Genomic DNA, 21,328 nt, shown 5'->3' on the forward strand with positions numbered 1-21,328 from the left:
ACGGATGACGGGTGACGGTCAGTCGGCTTGGGTCGGCTGCCCCTCCTCATGGCGCCGGGACAGCGTGCGCAGGGTCGGGCTGGCGGTGGCCAGGACGGCCGCGGCGGCCATCCCCGCGGCGCAGAGCAGGATCGCCCGGTCGCCCGGCACGATCTGGGCGAGCGATCCGCCCAGCGCGGGACCGGCCGCGCCCGCGGCACCGCAGGCCAGCACGAGCGTGCTGGTGAGCCTGCCGCGCAGCCCGTCCGGGGTGCGCAGCAGCTGATCGGTCATGATCGCGGTGTTGGCCGTCGGCGGGAACAGCGCCATCAGGGCGAACAGCACCCCGATGAGATAGCCGCTGTCCACCAGCACGGTGACCGGGGCGAACACGGCCAGGGCCCAGAACACCGCGACGATGGCGCCGTACGAACCCAGCCGCCGGTGCAGTACGGGCGCCACCAGCGCACCGGCCACCCCGCCCACCCCGAGCATGGCCGCCATCACACCGACCTCCCCGGAGGGCACCCCCCGGGACTCGGCGAGCACGATGACGACGAGATAGAAGGCGCTGAAGAACAGATTGAGCACCACCGCGCACGCCACGGTGACCCGGATCCTGCGCTCCCCCCACACCCACCGCAGCCCGGCCAGCGCCTCACGGCCCAGCGGGCCCACCCCGCCGGGGGGCCGCTCGCGCCGGGGCAGCCTGACGAAGAGCAGCGCGACGAAGGAGAGCGTATGCGTCACGGCGTCCACCAGGAAGGGAACGAACCGCCCCACGGCGAACAGGAATCCGCCGGTCGCGGTGCCCGCCAGCTGGCCCATCGAGGCACGTGCGGTGTTCATCGCCACCGCCGTGGGCAGATGGTCGTCCGCCACCAGGGCCGGCAGCGACGCGTTCTCCGCCGGTTCGAAGAGCGCCGCGCTCGCCCCGAACACCGCCGCCACCGCCACCATGTGCCAGACGGTGGCCGCACCGGCCCACACCGCGACCACCAGGCTGATCGCGGAGACCGCCTGGGCCGCCTCGCAGCCCAGCATGATGGCCTTGCGGTCGTAGCGGTCCACCAGGACACCCGCCGGAAGCCCCACCACCATCTGCGCGGCGGCGATGGTGCCCATGACCAGACCGGAGGCGGCGCCGGAGCCGGTGAGCGCGAGGACCAGCAGCGGAAACGCGATCACCGCCGCGTGGAAGCCGAACTCCGAGAGCGCCTGACTGCCCCACAGCAGCCGGTAGTCCCGGTTGCGCGAGAGGGGGACCGGCGGGGACACCGGCGGGGCCGCGGTCATACGGCGCCCCGGCAGTCCTCGGCGATCCGGCGCAGCGCCTCCGCGAAGTCCCCGGCCACCGCCTCCACGGTCGTCCTCTCGTGCACATCGGGGCGGTAGCGCCAGGTGAAGCCGAGCCGGCCGTCCTGCACCGCGCCCACCACCTCCAGCAGATGGGAACCGCCCTCGCGTGGATCGTGGTCCTGGCCGAACGACCCGTGCTCGGCGTGCACCAGCCCGCCCTGCGACCGCGCCGACCGGGCGTCCCACTGGCCCAGGTAGTTGAAGACGATCTGCGGCCCGGTGCCGTCGCGGGACAGCCGCTCGCGCAGCTCCGGCGGGCCGAAGGCCCGTAGCGCCCCGAAGCCGAAGCCGTTGCCGGGGACGGTCCGCAGCCGCCGCCTGACCGATTTGACCAGACCGCGCCAGTCGGCCGGTCCGTCCTCGGGGATGTCCGGCAGCTCGAAGGAGACCGGGTACATGGTGGTGAACCAGCCCACCGTACGGGAGAGATCGACCCCGTCCAGGATGTCCTCGCGCCCATGGCCCTCCAGCTCCACGGAGACCCGCTCCTGGCCCGTCCAGCGGGACAGCGCCAGCGCGAGGGCCGCGAGCAGCACATCGTTGATCCGGGTGCGATAGGCGGTGGGCGCCGCGCGCAGCAGCGCCTCGGTGTCCCGTTCGCCGAGCTCGACCGGCACCGTACGGATCTCGGCCCCCGGCGCCGCCACCTGGTGGTCGACCGGCAGTGGCCGGGCGTCGAGCGCTCCGCACCAGTGGTCGGCCTCATGGTCCAGGGCGCCGCCCGCGACATGCTCGGCGAGCCCCCGCGCCCAGTCGCGGAAGGCGGTGGTCCTGGAGCCGAGGTCCACGAGTTCGCCCCGTACGCCCTGCTGATAGGCGATGTCCAGATCGTCCAGCAGGATCCGCCAGGACACCCCGTCGATGACCAGATGATGCGCGGTCAGGAAGAGGAACGGCCGCCGGTCCGCGCCGAAGCGGAACAGCGCGGCCTTCAGCAGCGGCCCTTGGCCGAGGTCGAAGCCCGCGTGGAGCGCGTCGGCCGCCTTCTCCATCGCCGCGTCCGCCTCCCGCGCCGGCAGACCGGACAGGTCATGGCGGTCCAGGACGGTGACCTCGGACTCCGGCTCGGGGACGTGGCTCCGCCACTCGCCGCCGTCCTCGGTGAACCGGGTGCGCAGCGCGTCATGGTGGACCAGCAGCGCGGCCAGCGCCCCCTCCAGCGCCTTCTCGTCCGGCTCCTGGTGCAGCTCCAGCAGGGTGGACTGGTTGAAGTGGCGCGGATTCACGGTGTGGGTGGCGAAGAACCAGCGCTGGATGGGGGTGAGCGGAAGCGATCCGGTGACCGGCGCCGCGGGGCCCTCGTCCCGCTCGGCCGTGGCCACCGTGGCGAGCGCGGCCACCGACTGATGAGCGAACAGATCCTTGGTGGTCAGCCGGAGCCCGGCCTGGCGGGCGCGGGAGACCACCTGGATGCTGAGGATGGAATCCCCGCCGAGGTCGAAGAAGTTGTCCTCCACGCCCACCCGTTCCAGACCGAGCACATCCGCCCAGATGTCCGCGATCCGGTGCTCCATCGGGGTGCGCGGGGCGACATGGCCCGCGCCGGAGGTGACGGGTGCCGGATCCGGATCGGGCAGGGCCCGCCGGTCGACCTTGCCGTGGGCGGTGAGCGGAAGGGCGTCCAGGGTGGCGAACGCCGACGGCACCATATGGGACGGCAGGGTCCGGCCCAGGGCGTCGCGCAGCGAGGCGGCGGTCGGCGAGGCGCCCGGCGCCGGGACGACATAGCCCACCAGGCGCTTCCCGCCGGAGGGCTGCTCCGGCGTCGGGTCGGTCTCCCGCACGGCGACCACCGCTTCCCGCACCTCCGGACTGCGCCGCAGCGCGCTCTCCACCTCGCCGAGTTCGATCCGGAAGCCCCGCACCTTGACCTGGTCATCGGCCCGGCCCAGGAACCTCAGCTCGCCCTCGCCGGTCCACCGCACCACATCGCCGGTGCGGTACATCCGGCCGCCCGCCGGGCCGAACGGATCGGCCACGAACCGCCCGGCGGTCAGCCCCGGGCGGCCCAGATAGCCGCGCGCCAGACCTGCGCCCGCCACATACAGCTCCCCGGCCACGCCCACCGGCACCGGGCGCAGCGCCTCGTCCAGCACATAGACCCGGGTGTTCGCGATCGGCCTGCCGATCGGCGGCGCCCCCGACCCCGCCGTGAGCGGCCCGGACCAGGTGCTCACCACCGTGGCCTCCGTCGGGCCGTAGGAGTTGACCAGGCGCCGGCCCGGCGCCCAGCGGTCCACCAGCTCGGCGGAGCAGGCGTCACCGCCGACGATCAGGGTCTTGAGATCCGGCAGCCCCGCCCGCCACGCCGCCTCCGGCACGGTGGCCAGCGCGGCCGGGGGGATCAGCGCATGGGTGATCCGCTGCCCGCCGAGCACCTCGGCCAGCCGCTCGCCCAGCAGCGGGCCCTCGTCACCGATCACCAGCGCCGCGCCACGGGGCAGCGAGACGCACAGCTCCAGGACGGAGGCGTCGAAGCTGGGGGAGGAGAACTGCAGCACACGGTCCCCGGCCCGCACGTCGTAGTGCGCGGCCGCGGCCGCCGAGAAACTGGCCAGCCCCGCATGGGTGACCACGACCGCCTTGGGCACACCGGTGGAGCCGGAGGTGTAGATGACATACGCCGGATGGTCCGGCGTCAGGCCACGCCTTGGCGGTGGCCCGGCCGGGCCCTCCTCGGCCCACACCGACGCCGCGCCGTCGAGCACCACCGAGGGCGCGGCGTCCCGCAGCATGAACGCCACCCGCTCCTCGGGATAGCCGGGGTCGACCGGCAGGAACGCACCGCCCGCCTTCGCCACCGCCAGCTGCGCCACCAGCATCTCCACCGAACGCGGCAGCACCAGCGCCACCAGGCGCTCCGGCCCCACACCCTGGCCGATGAGCCGGTGCGCCAGCCGGTTCGCGGCCGTCTCCAGCTCGGCGAAGGTGAGATCGCCCTTCCCGTACCGCACGGCCGTGGCATCCGGGGAGACGGCCGCCTGCCGCTCGAACAGCTCGCGCAGCGTGGCCCGCTCCACCTCCCGCCGGGTGTCGTTCCACTCCACCAGGGTGCGCCGCAGCTCGGCCGGGGTGGTCAGCGGCAGCGCGCCCACCGGCCGCCGCGGATCCTCGGCGATCCCGGCGAGCAGCGCCCGCAGGGCCGTGCCCATCCGCTCCACGGTCGAGGCGTCGAACAGATCGGTGCTGTAGCCGATCAGCCCGCGCAGCACGCCCCCCTCGGCCTCGGCGAACTCGAAGGTGAGGTCGAAGGCGGCGGTGTCGGTCTCCAGCTCCACATCCGCCAGCTCCAGACCGGGCAGCTCCAGCGCCCGGCCCGGGGCGTTCTGCAGCACCACCATCGCCTGGAACAGCGGGGTCCGGCTGGTGTCCCGGACCGGCCGCACCTCGTCCACCACCCGCTCGAACGGCACCGCCTGATGGGCGAACGCGTCCAGGACGGTGCCGCGCACCTCGGCCAGGAAGTCCCCGAACCGGGCCCGCGGATCGACCGTGGAGCGCAGCACGAGTGTGTTGACGAAGAAGCCGATCAGCCGCTCCACCTCGGGGCGCTCCCGACCCGAGGTGACGGTGCCCACGGCGATGTCCCGCCCGCCCGACAGCCGCGCCAGCAGGATCTGGGACGCCGCCACCAGCGTCATGAACAGGGTGGTGCCCCGCGTGTGCCCGAACTCCTTGAGGCGCAGGCTCACCTCGGCGGGCACCGCGAACTCCACGGTCGCGCCGTTCTTCGTCCGCACCGCGGGCCGGGGCCGGTCGGTGGGCAGCTCCAGCGGCGGCACCCCGGCCAACTGGCGTGTCCAGTAAGCCAGTTCCTCATCCGCGCGGGGAGCGGTGAGCTCGGCGCGCTGCCAGGCGGCGAAGTCCGCGTAGTGCACCGGCAGCGGGGGGAGCGCCGCGGGCTCACCGCTCAGCGCCGCCCGGTACAGCTCCCGCAGATCGCCGGTGAGCACACCGGTGGACCAGCCGTCGGTGATGATGTGGTGCAACGTCAGGCTCAGCACATGCTCCTGGGCGCCGAGCCGGATCAGCCGGGTGCGCAGCAGCGGTCCGCGCCGCAGATCGAACGGGCGCGCCCGTTCGTACGCCAGCAGCTCCACCAGCTCCGCCTCCCGCCCGTCGGCGGGGAGGTGGGACAGATCGTACGGCTCGAGCCGGATCTCCCAGGGGTCGTGCACGATCTGCACGCCACGGCCGTCCACCGCGTCGAAGGTGGTCCGCAGCGACTCATGCCGGGCCACCAGCGCGGTGAGCGCCGCGCCGAGCGCGTCCACATCGAGGGCGCCGCGCATCCGCAGCGCCAGCGGGGTGATGTACTCGGCGCTGTCCGGTGCGAAGGAGTCCAGGAACCACAGGCGTTGCTGCGGATACGACAGCGGCAGCTCACCGTCCCGGGCCACCGGGGTGATCGGGGCGGGCCGGTCCTCGGCGCGGCCGTCCGCGCCACCGAGCGCCTCGGCCAGGGCGGCGACGGTCGGATGGGTGAACACCAGGCGGGGCGAGGGCTCCACCCCGAGCACCTCCCGCAGCCGTGAGGTGAGCCGGATGGAGAGGATCGAGTCGCCGCCGAGCTCGAAGAAGTTGTCCCCGGCGCCGACCCGTTCCACCTCCAGCACCTCGGCCCACACCGCCGCCACGGCCTGTTCGGTCCCCGCGCGCGGCGCGCGGTAGGGCGTACGGCGGATGTCCTGGCCCGGGGCGGGCAGCGCCGCGCGGTCCAGCTTTCCGGTGGGGCCGAGCGGCAGCGCGTCCAGGGGGACGACGGCGGACGGCACCATATAGTCCGGGAGCCGCTCCGCCGCGTACGCCCGCAGCCGCTCACCGTCCACCGCCCCGTCGCCACCGGCCACCACGTAGGCCACCAGCCGCTTCCCGCCGGGACCGCCGCTCCGGGCGACCACGGCGACATCCGCCACCTCCGGATGCCCGGCCAGCACCCCCTCCACCTCGCCCGGTTCGATCCGGAAGCCACGGACCTTGACCTGGTCATCGGCGCGGCCGAGGAACTCCACCGTGCCGTCCGGCCGCCGGCGCGCCAGATCGCCGGTGCGGTACATCCGCTCCCCGGCGGGCCCGTACGGATCGGCGAGGAACGCCGCGGCGGTCGGACCGGGACGGCCGAGGTAGCCACGCGCCACCCCTTCCCCGGCGACGAAAAGCTCCCCGACCACGCCCGGCGGCACGATCCGCAGCCGCGCATCCAGGACGTGGACCCGCATGTTGTCCAGCGGGCGGCCGATCGGCACCACCTCGGGCACCTCGTCGGCGCGGGACATCGGGAAGGACGTGGCGAAGGTCGTCGTCTCGGTCGGCCCGTACCCGTCCACCACGGTCAGTCCGGGGCAGTGCTCCAGCACCCGGCGCACCGAGGCCGCGGGCACCACGTCGCCGCCCGTCCACACCTCGCGCAGCCCCGTGAAGCAGTCCGGCGTGTCCTGTGCCAGCAGCCGGAACAGCCCGGCGGTCAGCCACAGCCCGGTGATCCCCTGCCCGGCCACCAGCCCGCGCACCGCCGCGGCGTCCAGCTCGCCCGGTGTCACCACCACCCGGCCACCGCCCAGCAGCGGCACCCACATCTCGTAGGTGGCGGCGTCGAACGCCACCGGCGAATGCAGCGGCACCCGCTCGTGGCCGCCACCGGCGAAGGCGCGGTCGAGGGCGAGCGCCGCCACATCGCGGTGGCGCACCCCCACGGCCTTGGGCACACCGGTCGACCCGGAGGTGAACATCACATACGCCAACTGGTCCCGGTGCACCGGCACCACCTGCGCCATCGGCTCGCCCTCCCGCGCGGCGGCCACCTCCTCCGGCGTCAGCACGACCGCGGCGCCCGCCTGGTCCAGCAGCGTCCGCCGCCGATCGCCCGGGGCGCGGACGTCCACCGGGACGTACACCCCACCGGCCTTGACCACCGCGAGCTGGGCCACGACCAGCTCCACCGACCGGTCCATGAGCAGCGCCACCCGGTCCTCCGGCCGCACCCCGCACCGCAGCAGGTGTCCCGCCAACCGGCCCGCCCAGTCGTCGAGTTGGGCATAGCTGAGCGAAGTGGCGCCGTCGGTGACGGCGACGGCGTCCGGGGCACGGCGGGCCCGCTCGGCGAACAGCTCGGCCAGCGAGCCCTCCGGCAGCGGGCGGGAGGTGGCGTTCCACTCCCGTACCGCCCGGAGGCGCTCCGCCGCCGTCAGCAGCGGCAGCTCGTCCAGCGACCGTCCGGCGCCGTCCGCGATCCCGGTCAGCAGCGTCCGAAGATGGTCCGCCGTCCGCTCCACCGTGGCCGCGTCGAACAGCGCCGGATCGTAGGCGATGTCGAAGCCCAGCCGGTCGCCGAGATAGGCGCGCAGACACAGCGGGAAACTGGTGGCGTCCTCGGCCCGCACCTCCCGGACACGGATCCCGGCACCGGCCGCCGACGCCTCGTCGAAGGGGTAGTTCTCGAACACCACCATGCTGTCGAAGAGCGCCTCACCGGCCGGGAGCGCGCTGAGGGCCTGGATCCGGGGGAGGGCGACGAAGTCGAAGCGGCGGGACTCGCTCTGCTGCTCCTGAAGCTCCCGCAGCCACTCCACCACCTCACGGCCGCCCTCGGCCACGGCACGGGTGGGGACCGTGTTGATGAACATGCCGACCATCGTCTCCACGCCCGGCAGCCCCTCCGGGCGGCCCGAGACGGTGGTGCCGAACACCACGTCGCGCTCACCGCCGTACCGCGACAGCAGCAGCGCCCACGCCCCCTGCACCACTGTGTTGACCGTCAGCCCGCCGCCGCGCGCGGTCTCCCGCAGCCGGGCGGACACCTCCTCGGTCAGCTCCAGCCGGGTCAGCGCGGTCGAGGTGGTGCGGTGCGCCTCCCGGGGCGGCCGGTCGTACGGCAGCGGCGTGCGGGCGCCGAAGCCCGCCAGCACCCCGCGCCAGTGGTGCTCCGCCCGCTCCTGGTCCTGTCCGCGCAGCCAGCGCAGGAAGTCCCGGAAGGGCCGGCGCGCGATCGGCCGCGGTGTGCGCCCGGCGACGAGGGCGGCGTAGGTCTCGCACACCTCGGCGAAGATCTGGCCGGTGCTCCAGCCGTCGAGCATCAGATGGTGCGACGTCCACACCAGCATGACCTCGTCATCGGGCAGCCGGGCCACCGCGATCCGGCTGAGCGGGGCCGACGTGAGCTCCATCCCGGCGGCGCGGTCCTCGGCCAGCAGCCGGCCCAGCGCCTCCTCCCGCGCGGACGGCGTCAGCTCCCGCCAGTCCAGGCGCGTGGTGGGCAGTTCGGCCTGGCGGTGGACGAGCTGGACGGGCTCGGCGAGCCCCTCCCAGCGCACGGAGCTGCGCAGCACCGGCGTACGGTCCACCACCCGCTGCCAGGCGGCCGCGAAGGCGTCCGGGTCGGCGATCCCGCCGATCCGGATGGCGATCTGGTCGAAGTAGGCGCCACCGGTGGCACCGCTGTCCACGAGGCCGTGGAAGAGCATGCCGGCCTGGAGCGGGGTCAGCGGATAGATGTCCTCCACCGCACCGCCGTCACCGGCGATCAGGTCCACCTGGCGCTGGTCGAGCCGGGCGAGCGGGAAGTCGGACGGTGTGCGCCCGCCCGCGCCGGGCTCCGCGCAGTGCGCCACGATCTCCTTCAGCGCGGCCAGACAGTCGTCCGCGAGCCGCCGCACGGTCGCCTCGTCGTATATCCGGGCCGGATAGCTCCAGCCCAGCTCCAGACGGCCGTCCTGGACCGCGCCGGTGACCTCCAGCAGACATGGGCGGGTCTCCCCGGGCGGGGCGTCCTGGCCGGTCACGGGGAGGGCGGCACGGTAGAGGCCGGGGGCAGCGCCGTCGTCGTCCGCCGCCACCTCCCACTGGCCGTGGTAGTTGAAGACGATCTGCGGCGACGGGCCGCCCCGCAGCTCCCCGGCCGGGGAGCCTTCGGGGGCCAGATGGCGCAGCGCGCCGTAGCCGAGCCCGTGGTGCGGGACGGCGCGCAGCTGCTCCTTGACGGACCGGAGGGTGTCGCGCCACCCCGCCCCGGCGTCGACGGCCAGCGCGAGCGGGTATTCGGAGGTGAACCAGCCGACCGTCCGGGAGAGATCCAGGTCCTCGAAGAGATCCTCGCGGCCGTGTCCCTCCACGCCGATCAGCACCGTGTCCCCACCGGTCCAGCGCGCCAGCGCCCGGCCGAGCGCGCCCAGCAGCACATCGTCGATCCGCGTCCGGTAGACACCGGGGACCTGACGCAGCAGCGCCTCGGTCTCGGCACGGCCGAGGACGGTGGTCACGGTGGCCGCCGTCTCATGGGTGTTGGGGCCCTCACGGTCGACGGGGAGCGCGGCGGGCGCGGAGCGCGCCACGCCCGTCCAGTACGCCAGATCGCCGTCGAGGCCGCCGGAGCGCACGTGTTCCGCCAGCCGGGCGGCCCACCGGGTGAAGGCGCTGCTCGGCGGGGGCAGGGTGGCCGCGCCACCGGCGGCGGCGCTGCGGTAGGCGGTCTCCAGATCGCCGAGCAGCACCCGCCAGGAGACGCCGTCCACCACCAGATGGTGGGCGGTGAGCAGCAGCTCGGACGGCCGCCCGGGGCCGAAGGTGAACAGCAGCACCCGCAGTACGGCCCCCTCGGCGATGTCCAGCCCCGTCTGGGCCGCGACGGTGGCCTCCCGTACGGCGGCGGCGCGTGCCGCGTCGTCCAGACCCGACAGGTCGTGCCGCTCCAGGACCCCGTCGGGGGCGGCGGGAAGGACCTCCTGCCGCCACCGCCCGTCGACGGCCAGGAAGCGGGTGCGCAGCGCCGCGTGCTGCGCCACCAGGGCGTCCACCGCCTGCCGCAGGGCGGTCTCGTCGAGGTCGCCGGTGAGCTCCAGCCGGTGGCTCATGGTGAAGTGGTGCCGCTCGCCGGGCCGCCGCCCGTCCAGATACCAGTGCTGGATCGGGGTCAGCGGCGCCGGTCCGGCCACCGCCCCGGCCGGCTCCGGAAGCGGCTGCCGCCCGGTGGTCTCGACGCTCAACCCGAGTTCGGCGACGGTCTGGTGGCGGAAGACGTCCTTGGAGGTGAGGGTCAGCCCGGCCTGGCGGGCGCGGGAGACGATCTGGATGCTGAGGATCGAATCCCCGCCCAGGGCGAAGAAGTTGTCCTCCACGCCCACCCGGGGGACGCCCAGCGCCTCGGCCCAGACGCCCGCCAGCACCGTCTCGGCAGGGGTGCGGGGCGCCACATACGGCGCGCCCTGCTCCGGCCGGTCGGGGGGAGCGGGCAGCGCCCGCCGGTCGACCTTGCCGCTGTCGGTGCGGGGCATCCGCGCCAGCGTCACGAAGGCGGCCGGGACCATGTAGTCGGGCAGGGTGCGCCTGAGCCGGGCACGCAGCTCCACCGGGTCGGGGAAATCGGCGGCCTCAGCGGGCGAAGCGGCGTCCAAGGCGGGGGAGTCGGCGGGACCGGCGGCCACCAGATAGGCCACCAGCCGCCGGTGGCCGGTGTCCTCGCGGGCCACGACCACCGCCTCCTGGACCGCCGGATGGTCCAGCAGCGCGGCCTCGATCTCCCCGGGCTCGATCCGCAGCCCACGGATCTTGAGCTGGTCGTCGGCGCGGCCGAGGAACTCCAGCGCCCCGTCCGCCGTCCAGCGCGCCCGGTCGCCGGTGCGGTACATCCGGCCGCCGGGCGGGCCGTACGGGTCGGCGACGAAATGCCCCGCGGTGAGTCCGGGGCGGCGCAGATAGCCGCGGGCTACCTGGGCCCCGGCCAGATGGAGCTCACCGGGGACACCAGGCGGCACCGGCCGCAGCGCGCCGTCCAGGACGTACGCCCGCAGATTGCGGCCGGGCCGTCCGATGAGCGGACGCTCGCCGAGACCGGCCAGGTCGCCGTAGACCGCGTCCACCGTGCATTCGGTGGGCCCGTAGAAGTTGTACGCCGCCACGCCCGGCACCGCGCGCAGCTCCCGCCACAGCGCCGCCCCGAGGGCTTCGCCGCCCACCATGACGATCCGGGGGCGGTGGCGACCCTGGGCGAACAGCCCGGCCGCCATCAGTTCATGGAGGTACGACGGGGTGAGGTCGACGAAGTCCACGCCACGGGTGTCGATCAGCGCAACGAGGGCGGCCGGGTCGAGCCGTACCGCGTCGTCGACCAGATGCACCTCCTGGCCCGCGGCCAGGAACACCGCGCCCTCCCAGGACGTGTCGAAGGAGAAGGCGGCGGTCAGCGCCGCGCGCAGCGGACGGCCCGCCTCGGCCTGATGCGGTGCGATGAGCTCGGCCGCGTGGTCGAGGCAGAGGTTGACCAGCTGGCGGTGTTCGACGGCGACACCCTTGGGGCGGCCGGTGGACCCCGAGGTGTAGGTGATGTACGCGGTGTGCCCGGGGAGCAGCGGGGACAGCCGGTCCGCATCGGTGGGATCGGTGTCCGGCAGGGCCTCCAGGGGCGCGTCCCGCAGGACCTCGGGGGTGAGGACGACCTCGGGTGCCGCGTCCTCCAGCAGGAATCGTGCGCGTTCTGTGGGCAGTTCGGGGTCGATGTACAGATGCGTACCGCCCGCCTTGAGGAGGGCGAGCAGGGCCACCAGCAGATCGGCGGTGCGCGGAAGCCTGACCGCGACCACCTTCTCCGGTCCCACGCCGAGGGCGATCAGCTGGTGGGCCAGCCGGTTGGCGCGGGCGCTGAGCCCCGCGAAGTCGTAGGTGGCGTCGGGGGCCACCAGCGCGGTGGCGCCCGGGGTGCGGGCGGCCTGCTCCTCGAAGAGACGGGGGAAGGTGGTGTCCGCCACCGCGAGCGCGGTGTCGTTCCACTCCTCCAGCACCGTCCGCCGCTCCTCGCTGGTCAGCAGCGGCAGTTCGCCCACCCGCAGCCCCGGGTCCTCGGCCACCGCTTCCAGCAGCAGCCGCAGCTGGCGGGTCATCCGCTCCACGGTGGCCGCGTCGAACAGATCGGTGTTGTACTCCACGAAGCCGGTCAGGGCGCCGAGGTGCTCCACGAAGTCGAAGCCCAGATCGAAACCGGCGGTCCGGCCCGGAACCCGGACGGCCTCCACGCTGAGCCCGGGCAGATCCGGCACCTCGGCGCCCAGATTGTGCAGCGCCACCATGACCTGGAAGAGCGGGGTGCGGCTGGTGTCCCGCTCCGGCTGGAGCGCGTCCACGATCCGCTCGAACGGCACGTCCTGATGGGCGAAGGCGTCCAGCACGGTGGCCCGCACCCGGGTGAGCACTTCCTCGAACGGCTGGTCGGTGTCCACGGCGGTGCGCAGCACCAGCGTGTTCACGAACATCCCGACCAGCTGCTCCAGTTCGGGGCGCTCCCGTCCCGAGGTCACGGTGCCCACCGCGATGTCCCGCTGGCCCGACCAGCGGGCGAGGAGCACCTGGCAGGTGGCGAGGAGTGTCATGAAGAGGGTGGCATCGCCGCGCCGCCCGGCCGCGCGCAGCCGCTCCACCAGCCCGGCGGGCAGGGTGAACTCCAGCAGCGCCCCATTCTTGGTCTGTACGGCCGGCCGCGGACGGTCGGTCGGCAGCTCCAGCGGCGCCAGCTCGGCCAGCCGCGCCCGCCAGTACTCCAGCTGCGGCTCCACCGCCGCCGCGCCGCCGAGCGGATCGCGCTGCCACGCCGCGTAGTCGGCGTAACCCAGCGGCAGCGGGGCGAGCGCGGGCGGTCGTGCCATGACCGCCGCGCCGTACAGCTCGCTCAGATCGGCGCCGATGACGGCCGTGGACCAGCCGTCGGTGACGATGTGGTGCATCGTCAGGGTGAGCACGTGTTCCTCGTCGTCCAGCCGGATCAGCGACGCCCGCAGCAGCGGCCCGGTGCGCAGGTCGAAGGGGGTGGCGCCCTCCCGCTCCAGCAGCCGCGCCAGCTCCCGCTCACGGTCGGCCGCGGGACGGTCCGTGAGGTCGTGCGGGGGCAGTGCCACCGGGTACGGGTCGTGCACCCGCTGCACCCCGCGGCCGTCCACCTCGGCGAAGGTGGTGCGCAGCGGCTCGTGCCGGGCCACCAGACCGTCCAGGGCGGTGTGCAGGGCGGCGGTGTCCAGATGGCCGCGCAGCCGCAGCGCGAACGGCGTCACATACTCCGTACCGCCGTCGTCGAAGGAGTCCAGGAACCACAGCCGCGCCTGCGCGAAGGACAGCGGCAGCTCGCCGTCCCGTGGCACGGCCGGGATGGTGTCCGCGCTGCCGGGGATGGTGTCCGCGCTCCCGCCCTCCCCGGGCGCGGTCAGCGCGGCGGCGAGCTCGGCCACGGTGGTGTGGGTGAACAGCGCGCGCGGGGTGACGTCCGTGCCGAAGGCCGTGCGCAGCCGGGAAGCCACCCGGATGGCCAGGATCGAATCGCCGCCCAGGGCGAAGAAGTCGTCCGTGGCCCCGGCCTCCTCGACCGGGAGGACCTCGGCCCACACCCGCGCCACCGTACGCTCGGCCTCGGTGCGCGGGGCGATCCGTTCGGCGCTCGCCGCGAAGCCGTCCGGGCCGGGCGCGGGCAGCGCGCCCCGGTCCAGCTTGCCGTTGACGGTCAGCGGCAGCGCGTCCAGCGGCATGAACGCCGCCGGAATCATCTGTGCGGGCAGCGACCGCTGAAGGAACTCCCGCAGCTCGGCGGCGTCCGGTGGCGCGGCCGCACCGGCGGCCACCACATACGCCACCAGCCGCCGCACCCCGGGCTGGTCCTCCCGCGCGGTCACCACCGCGTCGCCGACCCGCGGATGGGCGGCCAGGGCGGCCTCGATCTCCCCGGGCTCGATCCGGAAACCGCGGATCTTCACCTGGTCGTCGGCGCGGCCCAGATACTCCAGCTCCCCGTCCGCGCTCCACCGGGCCCGGTCGCCGGTGCGGTACATCCGGCTCCCGGCGGGCCCGTACGGATCGGCCACGAAACGGGACGCGGTCAGCCCCGGCCGGCGCAGATAGCCCCGGGCGAGCCCGGCCCCCGCCACATACAGCTCGCCGACCGCCCCCGGCGGCACCGGCCGAAGACCCTCGTCCAGCACGTACACCCGCAAGTCGGGAATGCCGGTGCCGATGGCGCTCCCGGTGGCCGCCGCGGCGGACGCGGTGGCGCGGTCGAGCGGGGCGTAGGTGACATGCACGGTGGTCTCGGTGATCCCGTACATGTTGACCAGCACCGGCGCGGTGTCCGGATGCCGCGCGTACCAGCCCGCCAGCCGCCGCGCGTCGAGCGCCTCACCGCCGAACACCACCCGGCGCAGCGCGAGCGGGGCCCCGGGGTTCTCCTCGTCCGCGCGCATCAGCCCCTGGAAGGCGGACGGCGTCTGGCTGAGCACCGTCACCCGCTCGTCCGCCAGCAGCCGCAGGAACTCCTCCGGGGAGCGCGAGACGGCGTACGGCACGACCACGAGCCGGCCGCCGTGCAGCAGCGGCCCCCAGATCTCCCACACGGAGAAGTCGAAGGCGTAACTGTGGAACAGCGTCCACACATCGCTCGCGTCGAACGAGAACCACGCATGGGTCCGGGAGAACAGCCGGACCACATTGGCGTGCGGGATCACCACTCCCTTGGGCACACCCGTGGACCCGGAGGTGTAGATGGCGTAGGCGGGGCTGTCCGGCAGCGGCCCCGAACCGGCCGGGACGGCGGCGGGCCGGCGCTCCAGATCGGCCATCAGAGCGGGGTCGTCCAGGCACAGCCGGGCCACGGCGGTGAGGGCATCGTCGTCCTCGGCCAGCCGCGCCTCCAGGGCGGCGGTGGCCAGCAGGACGGCCGGTTCGGCGTCGGCGAGCATCCGGGCGATCCGGCCGGACGGCTGGTCCGGGTCGAGCGGCAGATAGGCCGCCCCCGTCTTCAGCACCGCCACGATCGCCACGATCATCTCCGGCGAACGGGGCAGCGCCAGCGCCACATACCGCTCCCGCCCGGCGCCCTCGGCGAACAACCGGTGCGCCAACCGGCCCGCCCGCGCGTCGAGTTCGGCGTACGACAGCGATTCCCCGGCGCAGGAGACGGCGATGGCCCCGGGAGTGCGGGCGGCCTGCTCCTCGAACAGCTCCACCAGGGTCCGCTCCGGTGCCGCCGGTGCCGCGCCGCCGCCCCACTCCACCAGGATCCGCCGGCGCTCCTCGCCGGTGGTCCACGGCAGCGCCCGCAGCGGACGGTCGGTGTCCGCCGCGATCGCCGTGAGCAGCAGGCACAGCCGGTCGGCGAGCGCGGCCGCGGTCCGGGCGTCGAACAGCCCCGGGTCATAGCCGAGGTCGAAGCCCAGCCGGTCGGAGAGATGCGCCCGCAGACTCAGCCCGAAGTTGGTCGCGTCGACGGATCGCACCTCGACGATCCGCAGCCCCGCCTCGCGCGCCGAGGAGTCGTCGAAGGGGTAGTTCTCGAAGGCCACCATGGAGTCGAAGAGCGGTGTCCCGGGCGGCAGTTCGCTCCAGCCCGACACCTGCGCCAGCGAGACGGATTCATGGCGCCGGGACGCGGACTGCGCCATCTGGAGCTCCCGCAGCCAGTCACCGGTGTTCCGGGCGGCGTCCACCCGGACCCGGGTCGGCAGGGTGTTGATGAACATCCCCACCATCGACTCGACCCCGGCCAGCTCCGCCGGACGGCCCGAGACGGTGGTGCCGAAGACCACGTCCTCCACACCGCCGTACCGGGCCAGCAGCAGGGCCCAGGCGCCCTGCACGATCGTGTTGACGGTCAGGCCGCCGCCGCGGGCCGTGCGGCGCAGCGCCTCCGACACCTCGGGGGTGAGCGCCACCGCCACGGTCGCCGAGGACCGGGCGCGGTGGGACTCCACGGCCACGCGGTCGCGGGGGAGCGGGGTCGGCGCGGTGAAGCCCGCGAGAAGGTCCCGCCAGTGGCGCTCGGCCTCCTGGCCGTCCTGCCCGGCCAGCCACTGCAGATAGTCGCGGAACGGCCGGCGGGCGGGGAGCGCCGGGGCATGGCCCCGGGCGGCCGCGGTGTACCGCTCGCACACCTCGGTGAACACCTGCGCCAGGCTCCAGCCGTCCAGGACCAGATGGTGCGAGGTCCAGATCAGCGCCACCCGGGCGTCGGCCAGCCGGGCGATGGCCAGCCGCATCAGCGGCGGCGCGGCCAGATCGATGCCCAGGGCCAGGTCCTCGGCGCGGAACCGCTCCAGCTCGGCCTCCCGCCGCTCATCGGACAGCCCGCGCCAGTCCAGATGGGTCACGGGCACCTCGGCCCGGTGGCGGACGAGCTGCAACGGCCGCTCCACACCCTCCCAGACGACGCCACTGCGGAGCACCGGGGTGCGGTCCACCGTCTCCTGCCAGGCCCGGGCGAACGCCTCCGGGTCGCGGACCCCCTCCAGGGTCAGCACGGCCTGGTCGAGGTAGACGTCCTCCGCGCCGCCGACCAGCCGGTGGAAGAGCATGCCCTCCTGGAGCGGAGTCAGCGGATAGACGTCCTCGATCTCCCGTCCGTCACCCACCAGCCGGTCGACGGCGGCCTGGTCCAGCCGGGCCAGGGGGAAGTCGGAGGGCGTCCGGCCGCCCGCGCCCGGTCCGTCGCAGTGCGCCACGATCTCCCGCAGCGCCGTGAGCATGCCGTCCGCGAGCCGCCGCACCGTGGCGGCGTCATGGACCCGGTCGGAGAACAGCCAGGTCAGCTCCAGTTCGCCGTCCGCCACCACGGCGGACACATCGAGCGGATACACCGAGGGCTCGTCGGCGGCCAGATCCCGCCCCAGGCTCTCCCCGGTGAGCGCGAACGCGCCACCGTCCCCGCCCGAGCCCCACTGGCCGTGGTAGTTGAAGCAGATGCCCGGCAGCGGCGCGTCGGCGAGCGCCCGCGCGGGGGAGTCCGGGGCGCTCAGATACGCCAGCGCCTCATAGCTCAGCCCCCGGTGCGGCAGCGCGCGCAACTGCTCCTTCACCGACCTCAGCACCGTGCCCCAGCCGCCTGAGGGCAGCGTCAGCGCCACCGGGTACTGCGTGGTGAACCAGCCCACGGTCCGGGACAGATCGACGGCCCCGTCCAGCTCCTCCCGGCCATGGCCCTCCATGGCCACCAGCACCCGGTCCTCGCCCGTCCAGCCGGCGAGCACCCGCCCCAGCGCGCTGAGGAGCACATCGTTGATCTGCGTCCGGTACACCCCGGGCACCCGGCGCAACAGCCCGTCGGTGACCTCGCGGTCGAGCGTCACGCGCACGGTGTGGGTGGACCCGGCCGTGGCCGTGCCCGGGCGGTCCACCGGAAGGTCCGCGCCGCCCGCCTCCCGTACGCCCTCCCAGTACGCCAGATCGCCGTCCAGCCGGCCCTCCCGCACCCGCTCGCCCAGCCGGGTGGCCCAGGTGGTGAAGGCGGTGGAGGCGGGCTCCAGGCGCACCGGCTCACCGGCGGCGGCCTGCCGGTAGGCGCTCTCCAGATCGCCCAGCAGAATGCGCCACGAGACGCTGTCCACGGCGAGATGGTGTGCGGTGAGGAACAGCCGCGGCCGGGCCCCCGCGCCGCGCCGGAAGAGGACGCCCCGCAGCAACGCCCCGGTGGTCACGTCGAGTTCGGCGCGGGCGGCCTCGGCGGCCGCCTCGGCGGCGGCCGTCTCCCCGGCCCCCTCGAGCCCGGCCAGATCGTGGTGGCGCAGCAGCGGCCCGCCGGTCGCGCCGTCCGCGAACTGCCGCCACCCGCCGTCGTCGTCCTGGACGAACCGGGTGCGCAGGGCGGGGTGGTGCGCGACCACGGCGTCCAGCGCGGTCTCCAGCGCGCCCTCGTCCAGATCCTGCGGCGGATCGAGGACCATCGACATGGTGAAGTGGCGCAGCGGGCCGTGGGTGGCGAAGAACCAGTGCTGGATCGGTGTGAGCGGCGCCGGCCCCGCCGCGTCCACCGCCTCGTCGCCGGGGGCGTGGGGCACGCCGCGCGGCGTCACGGCGGCGGCCAGCTCGGCGATGGTCTGGTGCAGGAAGACATCCCGCGAGGTGAGCGCGAGCCCGGCCTGGCGGGCGCGGGAGACGATCTGGATGCTGAGGATCGAATCGCCGCCCAGCTCGAAGAAGTTGTCGCTCACCCCCACCGCTCGGGCGCCCAGCACCTCGGCCCAGATCCGGGCGAGCTCCCGCTCGGTTTCGGTGCGCGGGGCGGTGGTGGTCCCCTCCGGCCGGTCCACGTCGAGCCGCGGGGCGGGCAGCGCCCGGCGGTCCAGCTTGCCGCTGGAGTTGAGCGGCATGGCGTCGAGGGCGACGAACGCACCGGGGACCATATGGCCGGGCAGGGTGCGCCCGAGGGCCGCGCGCAGTTCGGCGGAGGCGGGCGGCTCACCGCCCGGGGCGGGCACGTAGTAGGCGGCCAGCCGGGTGTGGCCGCGGTCGTCGGTCACCGCGACGACGGCCGTCTCGGCGACGGACGGCAGCTCGAGCAACGCCGCCTCGATCTCGCCCGGTTCGATCCGGTGGCCCCGGATCTTCACCTGGTCGTCCGCGCGGCCGAGGCAGTCCAGCTCCCCGTCGGCGGTCCAGCGGGCCAGGTCGCCGGTGCGGTACATCCGGCTCCCGGCGGGCCCGTACGGATCGGCCACGAAACGGGACGCGGTCAGCCCCGGACGGCCCCGGTACCCCCGGGCCACCTGCGCACCGGCCAGATACAGCTCACCCGCCACCCCGGCCGGCACCGGCTGGAGCCGCGAGTCGAGCACATGGGCGCGCAGATTGCCCAGCGGCCGGCCCACCACCGGCCGCCCGGCGCCGCCGATCCGGGCGGCGAGCGCGTCGATGGTGCACTCGGTCGGACCGTAGAAGTTGTACGCCGTCGTGCCGGGCGTGTCCGCCAGCCGCCGCCACAGCGACGGGCCGAGGGCCTCGCCACCCAGCATCAGCACCCGCGGCCGGTGCCGGGGGTGGTCCAGCAGCCCCGCCGGGAGAAGCTGCCGCACATAGGAGGGGGTGAGGTCGAGGAAGTCGATGCGGTGCTCGGCGATGCGCTCCACCAGCGCGGCCGGGTCGAGCCGGGTGGCCTCGTCGACGAGGTGCAGTTCATGGCCGTCCGCCAGCAGCAGCAGCCCCTCCAGCGAGGTGTCGAAGGAGAACGACGCGGTCAGCCCCGCGCGCAGCGGCCCCCCGCCCGCCTCCGCCACAAAGCCCTGCCGATGGCTGACCAGCAGATTGACCATCGACCGGTGCTCCACGGCCACCCCCTTGGGGCGGCCGGTGGAGCCGGAGGTGTACAGGACGTAGGCGGCGCCGTCGGGGTGGAGTGCGGCGGTCCGGTCCGCGTCGGTGGGATCGGCCGTCGGCAGCGTGGCGGGGACGGCGCGCAGGGCGTCCTCGTCCAGCACCAGCGCCGGATCGGCGTCGGCCAGGAGGAACGCGAGGCGCTCGGCGGGGAGTTCCGGGTCGAGGGGCAGATAGACCCCGCCCGCCTTGAGCACCGCCAGGATCGCCACAACCATGTCGGCGGTCCGCGGCAGCTTCACCCCGACCACGCGCTCCGGCCCGACGCCCTGGGCGATCAGATGGTGCGCCAGCCGGTTGGCGGCCGCGTTGAGTCCCGCGAAGTCGTAGGTGGCGTCGGAGGCCACCAGCGCCGTCGCCTCCGGCGTACGGGCCGCCTGAGCCTCGAACATCGCCGGGAACGTGGCCGGTTGGACCGCGAGCGCGGGGCCGCGCCCGGCGGCCGTCATCCGCCGCCGTTCGCCGTCCGTGAGCAGGGGCAGCTCCCGCACCGGCCGGTCCGGATCGGCGGCCACCCCGTCGAGCAGCACCAGCAGATGGCCCGCCATCCGCTCGGCGGTCGCCGTGTCGAACAGCTCGGTGCTGTACTCCAGCAGCCCCCGCAGCTCCGCCCCATCCGGCCCGTCTTCGACGAACTCGACGCTGAGGTCGAAGGTGGCCGATTGCCGGGGCACATCCACGCTCGCCGCGGCCAGCCCGGACAGCCGGGGCGCGCTCCGCGGGGCGCTGTGCAGCAGCACCATCACGTCGAACAGCGGATTGCGGCCCGCCTCCCGGCGCGCCCCCACGGCCTCCACCAGCCGCTGGTAGGGCGTCTCGTCGTGGGCGAAGGCGTCCAGCACCGTGGCCCCGGCGTCGGCCAGCAGCTCGCGGTAGGAACGGGCCGTGTCCACGGTGGAGCGCAGCACCACCGTATGGACGAAGAAGCCGACGGCGCGTTCCAGTTCGGTGCGGCCGCGGCCGGAGGTGACGGTGCCGATGGCGATGTCGTCCTGCCCCGACCAGCGGGCGAACAGCCCCTGGCAGGCGGCGACCAGCGCCGTGAACAGCGTGGTCCGCTCCCGCGCGGCCAGCGCGCGCAGCCGGTCCGCGGTGGCGCGGTCCACGGTGAACTCATGCATCGCCCCCGCCGAGGTGTGCGCCGCGGGCCGGGGCCGGTCGGTGGGCAGCTCCAGCGGGACGACCCCGTCCAGCCGCCCCTTCCAGTAGTCGAGCTGCCGGTCCAGCGCGGCCCCCGAGAGCCGCTCCCGCTGCCACACGGCGAAGTCGGGATACTGCACCGGCACCGGGGGCAGCGGCTCCGCCGCGTACAGCGCACACAGCTCGTCCTGGAGCACCCCCATCGACCAGCCGTCGGTGACGATGTGATGGGCCGTGAGCAGCAGCACGTGCTCGTCCTCGGCCGACCGGATCAGCAGCGCCCGCAGCGGCGGGCCGGTGCGCAGATCGAACGGCCGGGCGTACTCGGCCAGGAGCAGTTGGTCCAGCGCCCCCGGGCCCCGGTCCGCGCCGGTGAGGTCGGCCACCGGCAGGGCGACGGGCGCGGCCGGGCGCACCACCTGGGCGGGCCGGCCGTCGATGTCGTCGAACGTGGTCCGCAGCGCCTCATGGCGCTCCACCAGGGCATCCAGCGCCCCGGAGAGCGCCGCCACGTCCAGCGCGCCGGTCAGCCGCAGCGCCACCGCGCTGTTGTACCCGGCCTCCTCGGGCTGGAGGGTATGCAGAAACCACAGCCGTTCCTGGGCGAAGGACAGCGGCAGCGGCCGCGCGCGGTCCGCGCGGGGGATGGCGTCGGTGCGCCCGGCCTTGCCCGCGAGGCGGCGCCGAAGGGCCTCCCGCAGCTCCACGGGCAGCGCGGCGGCGCGATCGTTCCTCGAAGACGTCATGT

The 21,328-nt window shown here is 74.6% G+C and carries 2 protein-coding genes; both read right to left on the reverse strand.

Going from position 1 to position 21,328, the window contains the following annotated elements; all coding sequences use genetic code 11:
- Positions 1-18: 18 nt before the first annotated feature.
- Positions 19-1,275 (reverse strand): MFS transporter, encoded by a 1,257-nt coding sequence (locus J8403_RS40480; protein WP_211127529.1) that lies wholly within the window; start codon positions 1,273-1,275, stop codon positions 19-21.
- Entirely contained in the window at positions 1,272-21,326 is a 20,055-nt protein-coding gene (locus J8403_RS40485) for a non-ribosomal peptide synthase/polyketide synthase (RefSeq protein WP_211127530.1), read from the reverse strand. Before J8403_RS40485 ends, J8403_RS40480 begins: the two co-directional genes overlap by 4 nt.
- Positions 21,327-21,328: the final 2 nt, after the last annotated feature.

The organism is Streptomyces yatensis (genome assembly GCF_018069625.1).
Classification (GTDB): domain Bacteria; phylum Actinomycetota; class Actinomycetes; order Streptomycetales; family Streptomycetaceae; genus Streptomyces; species Streptomyces yatensis.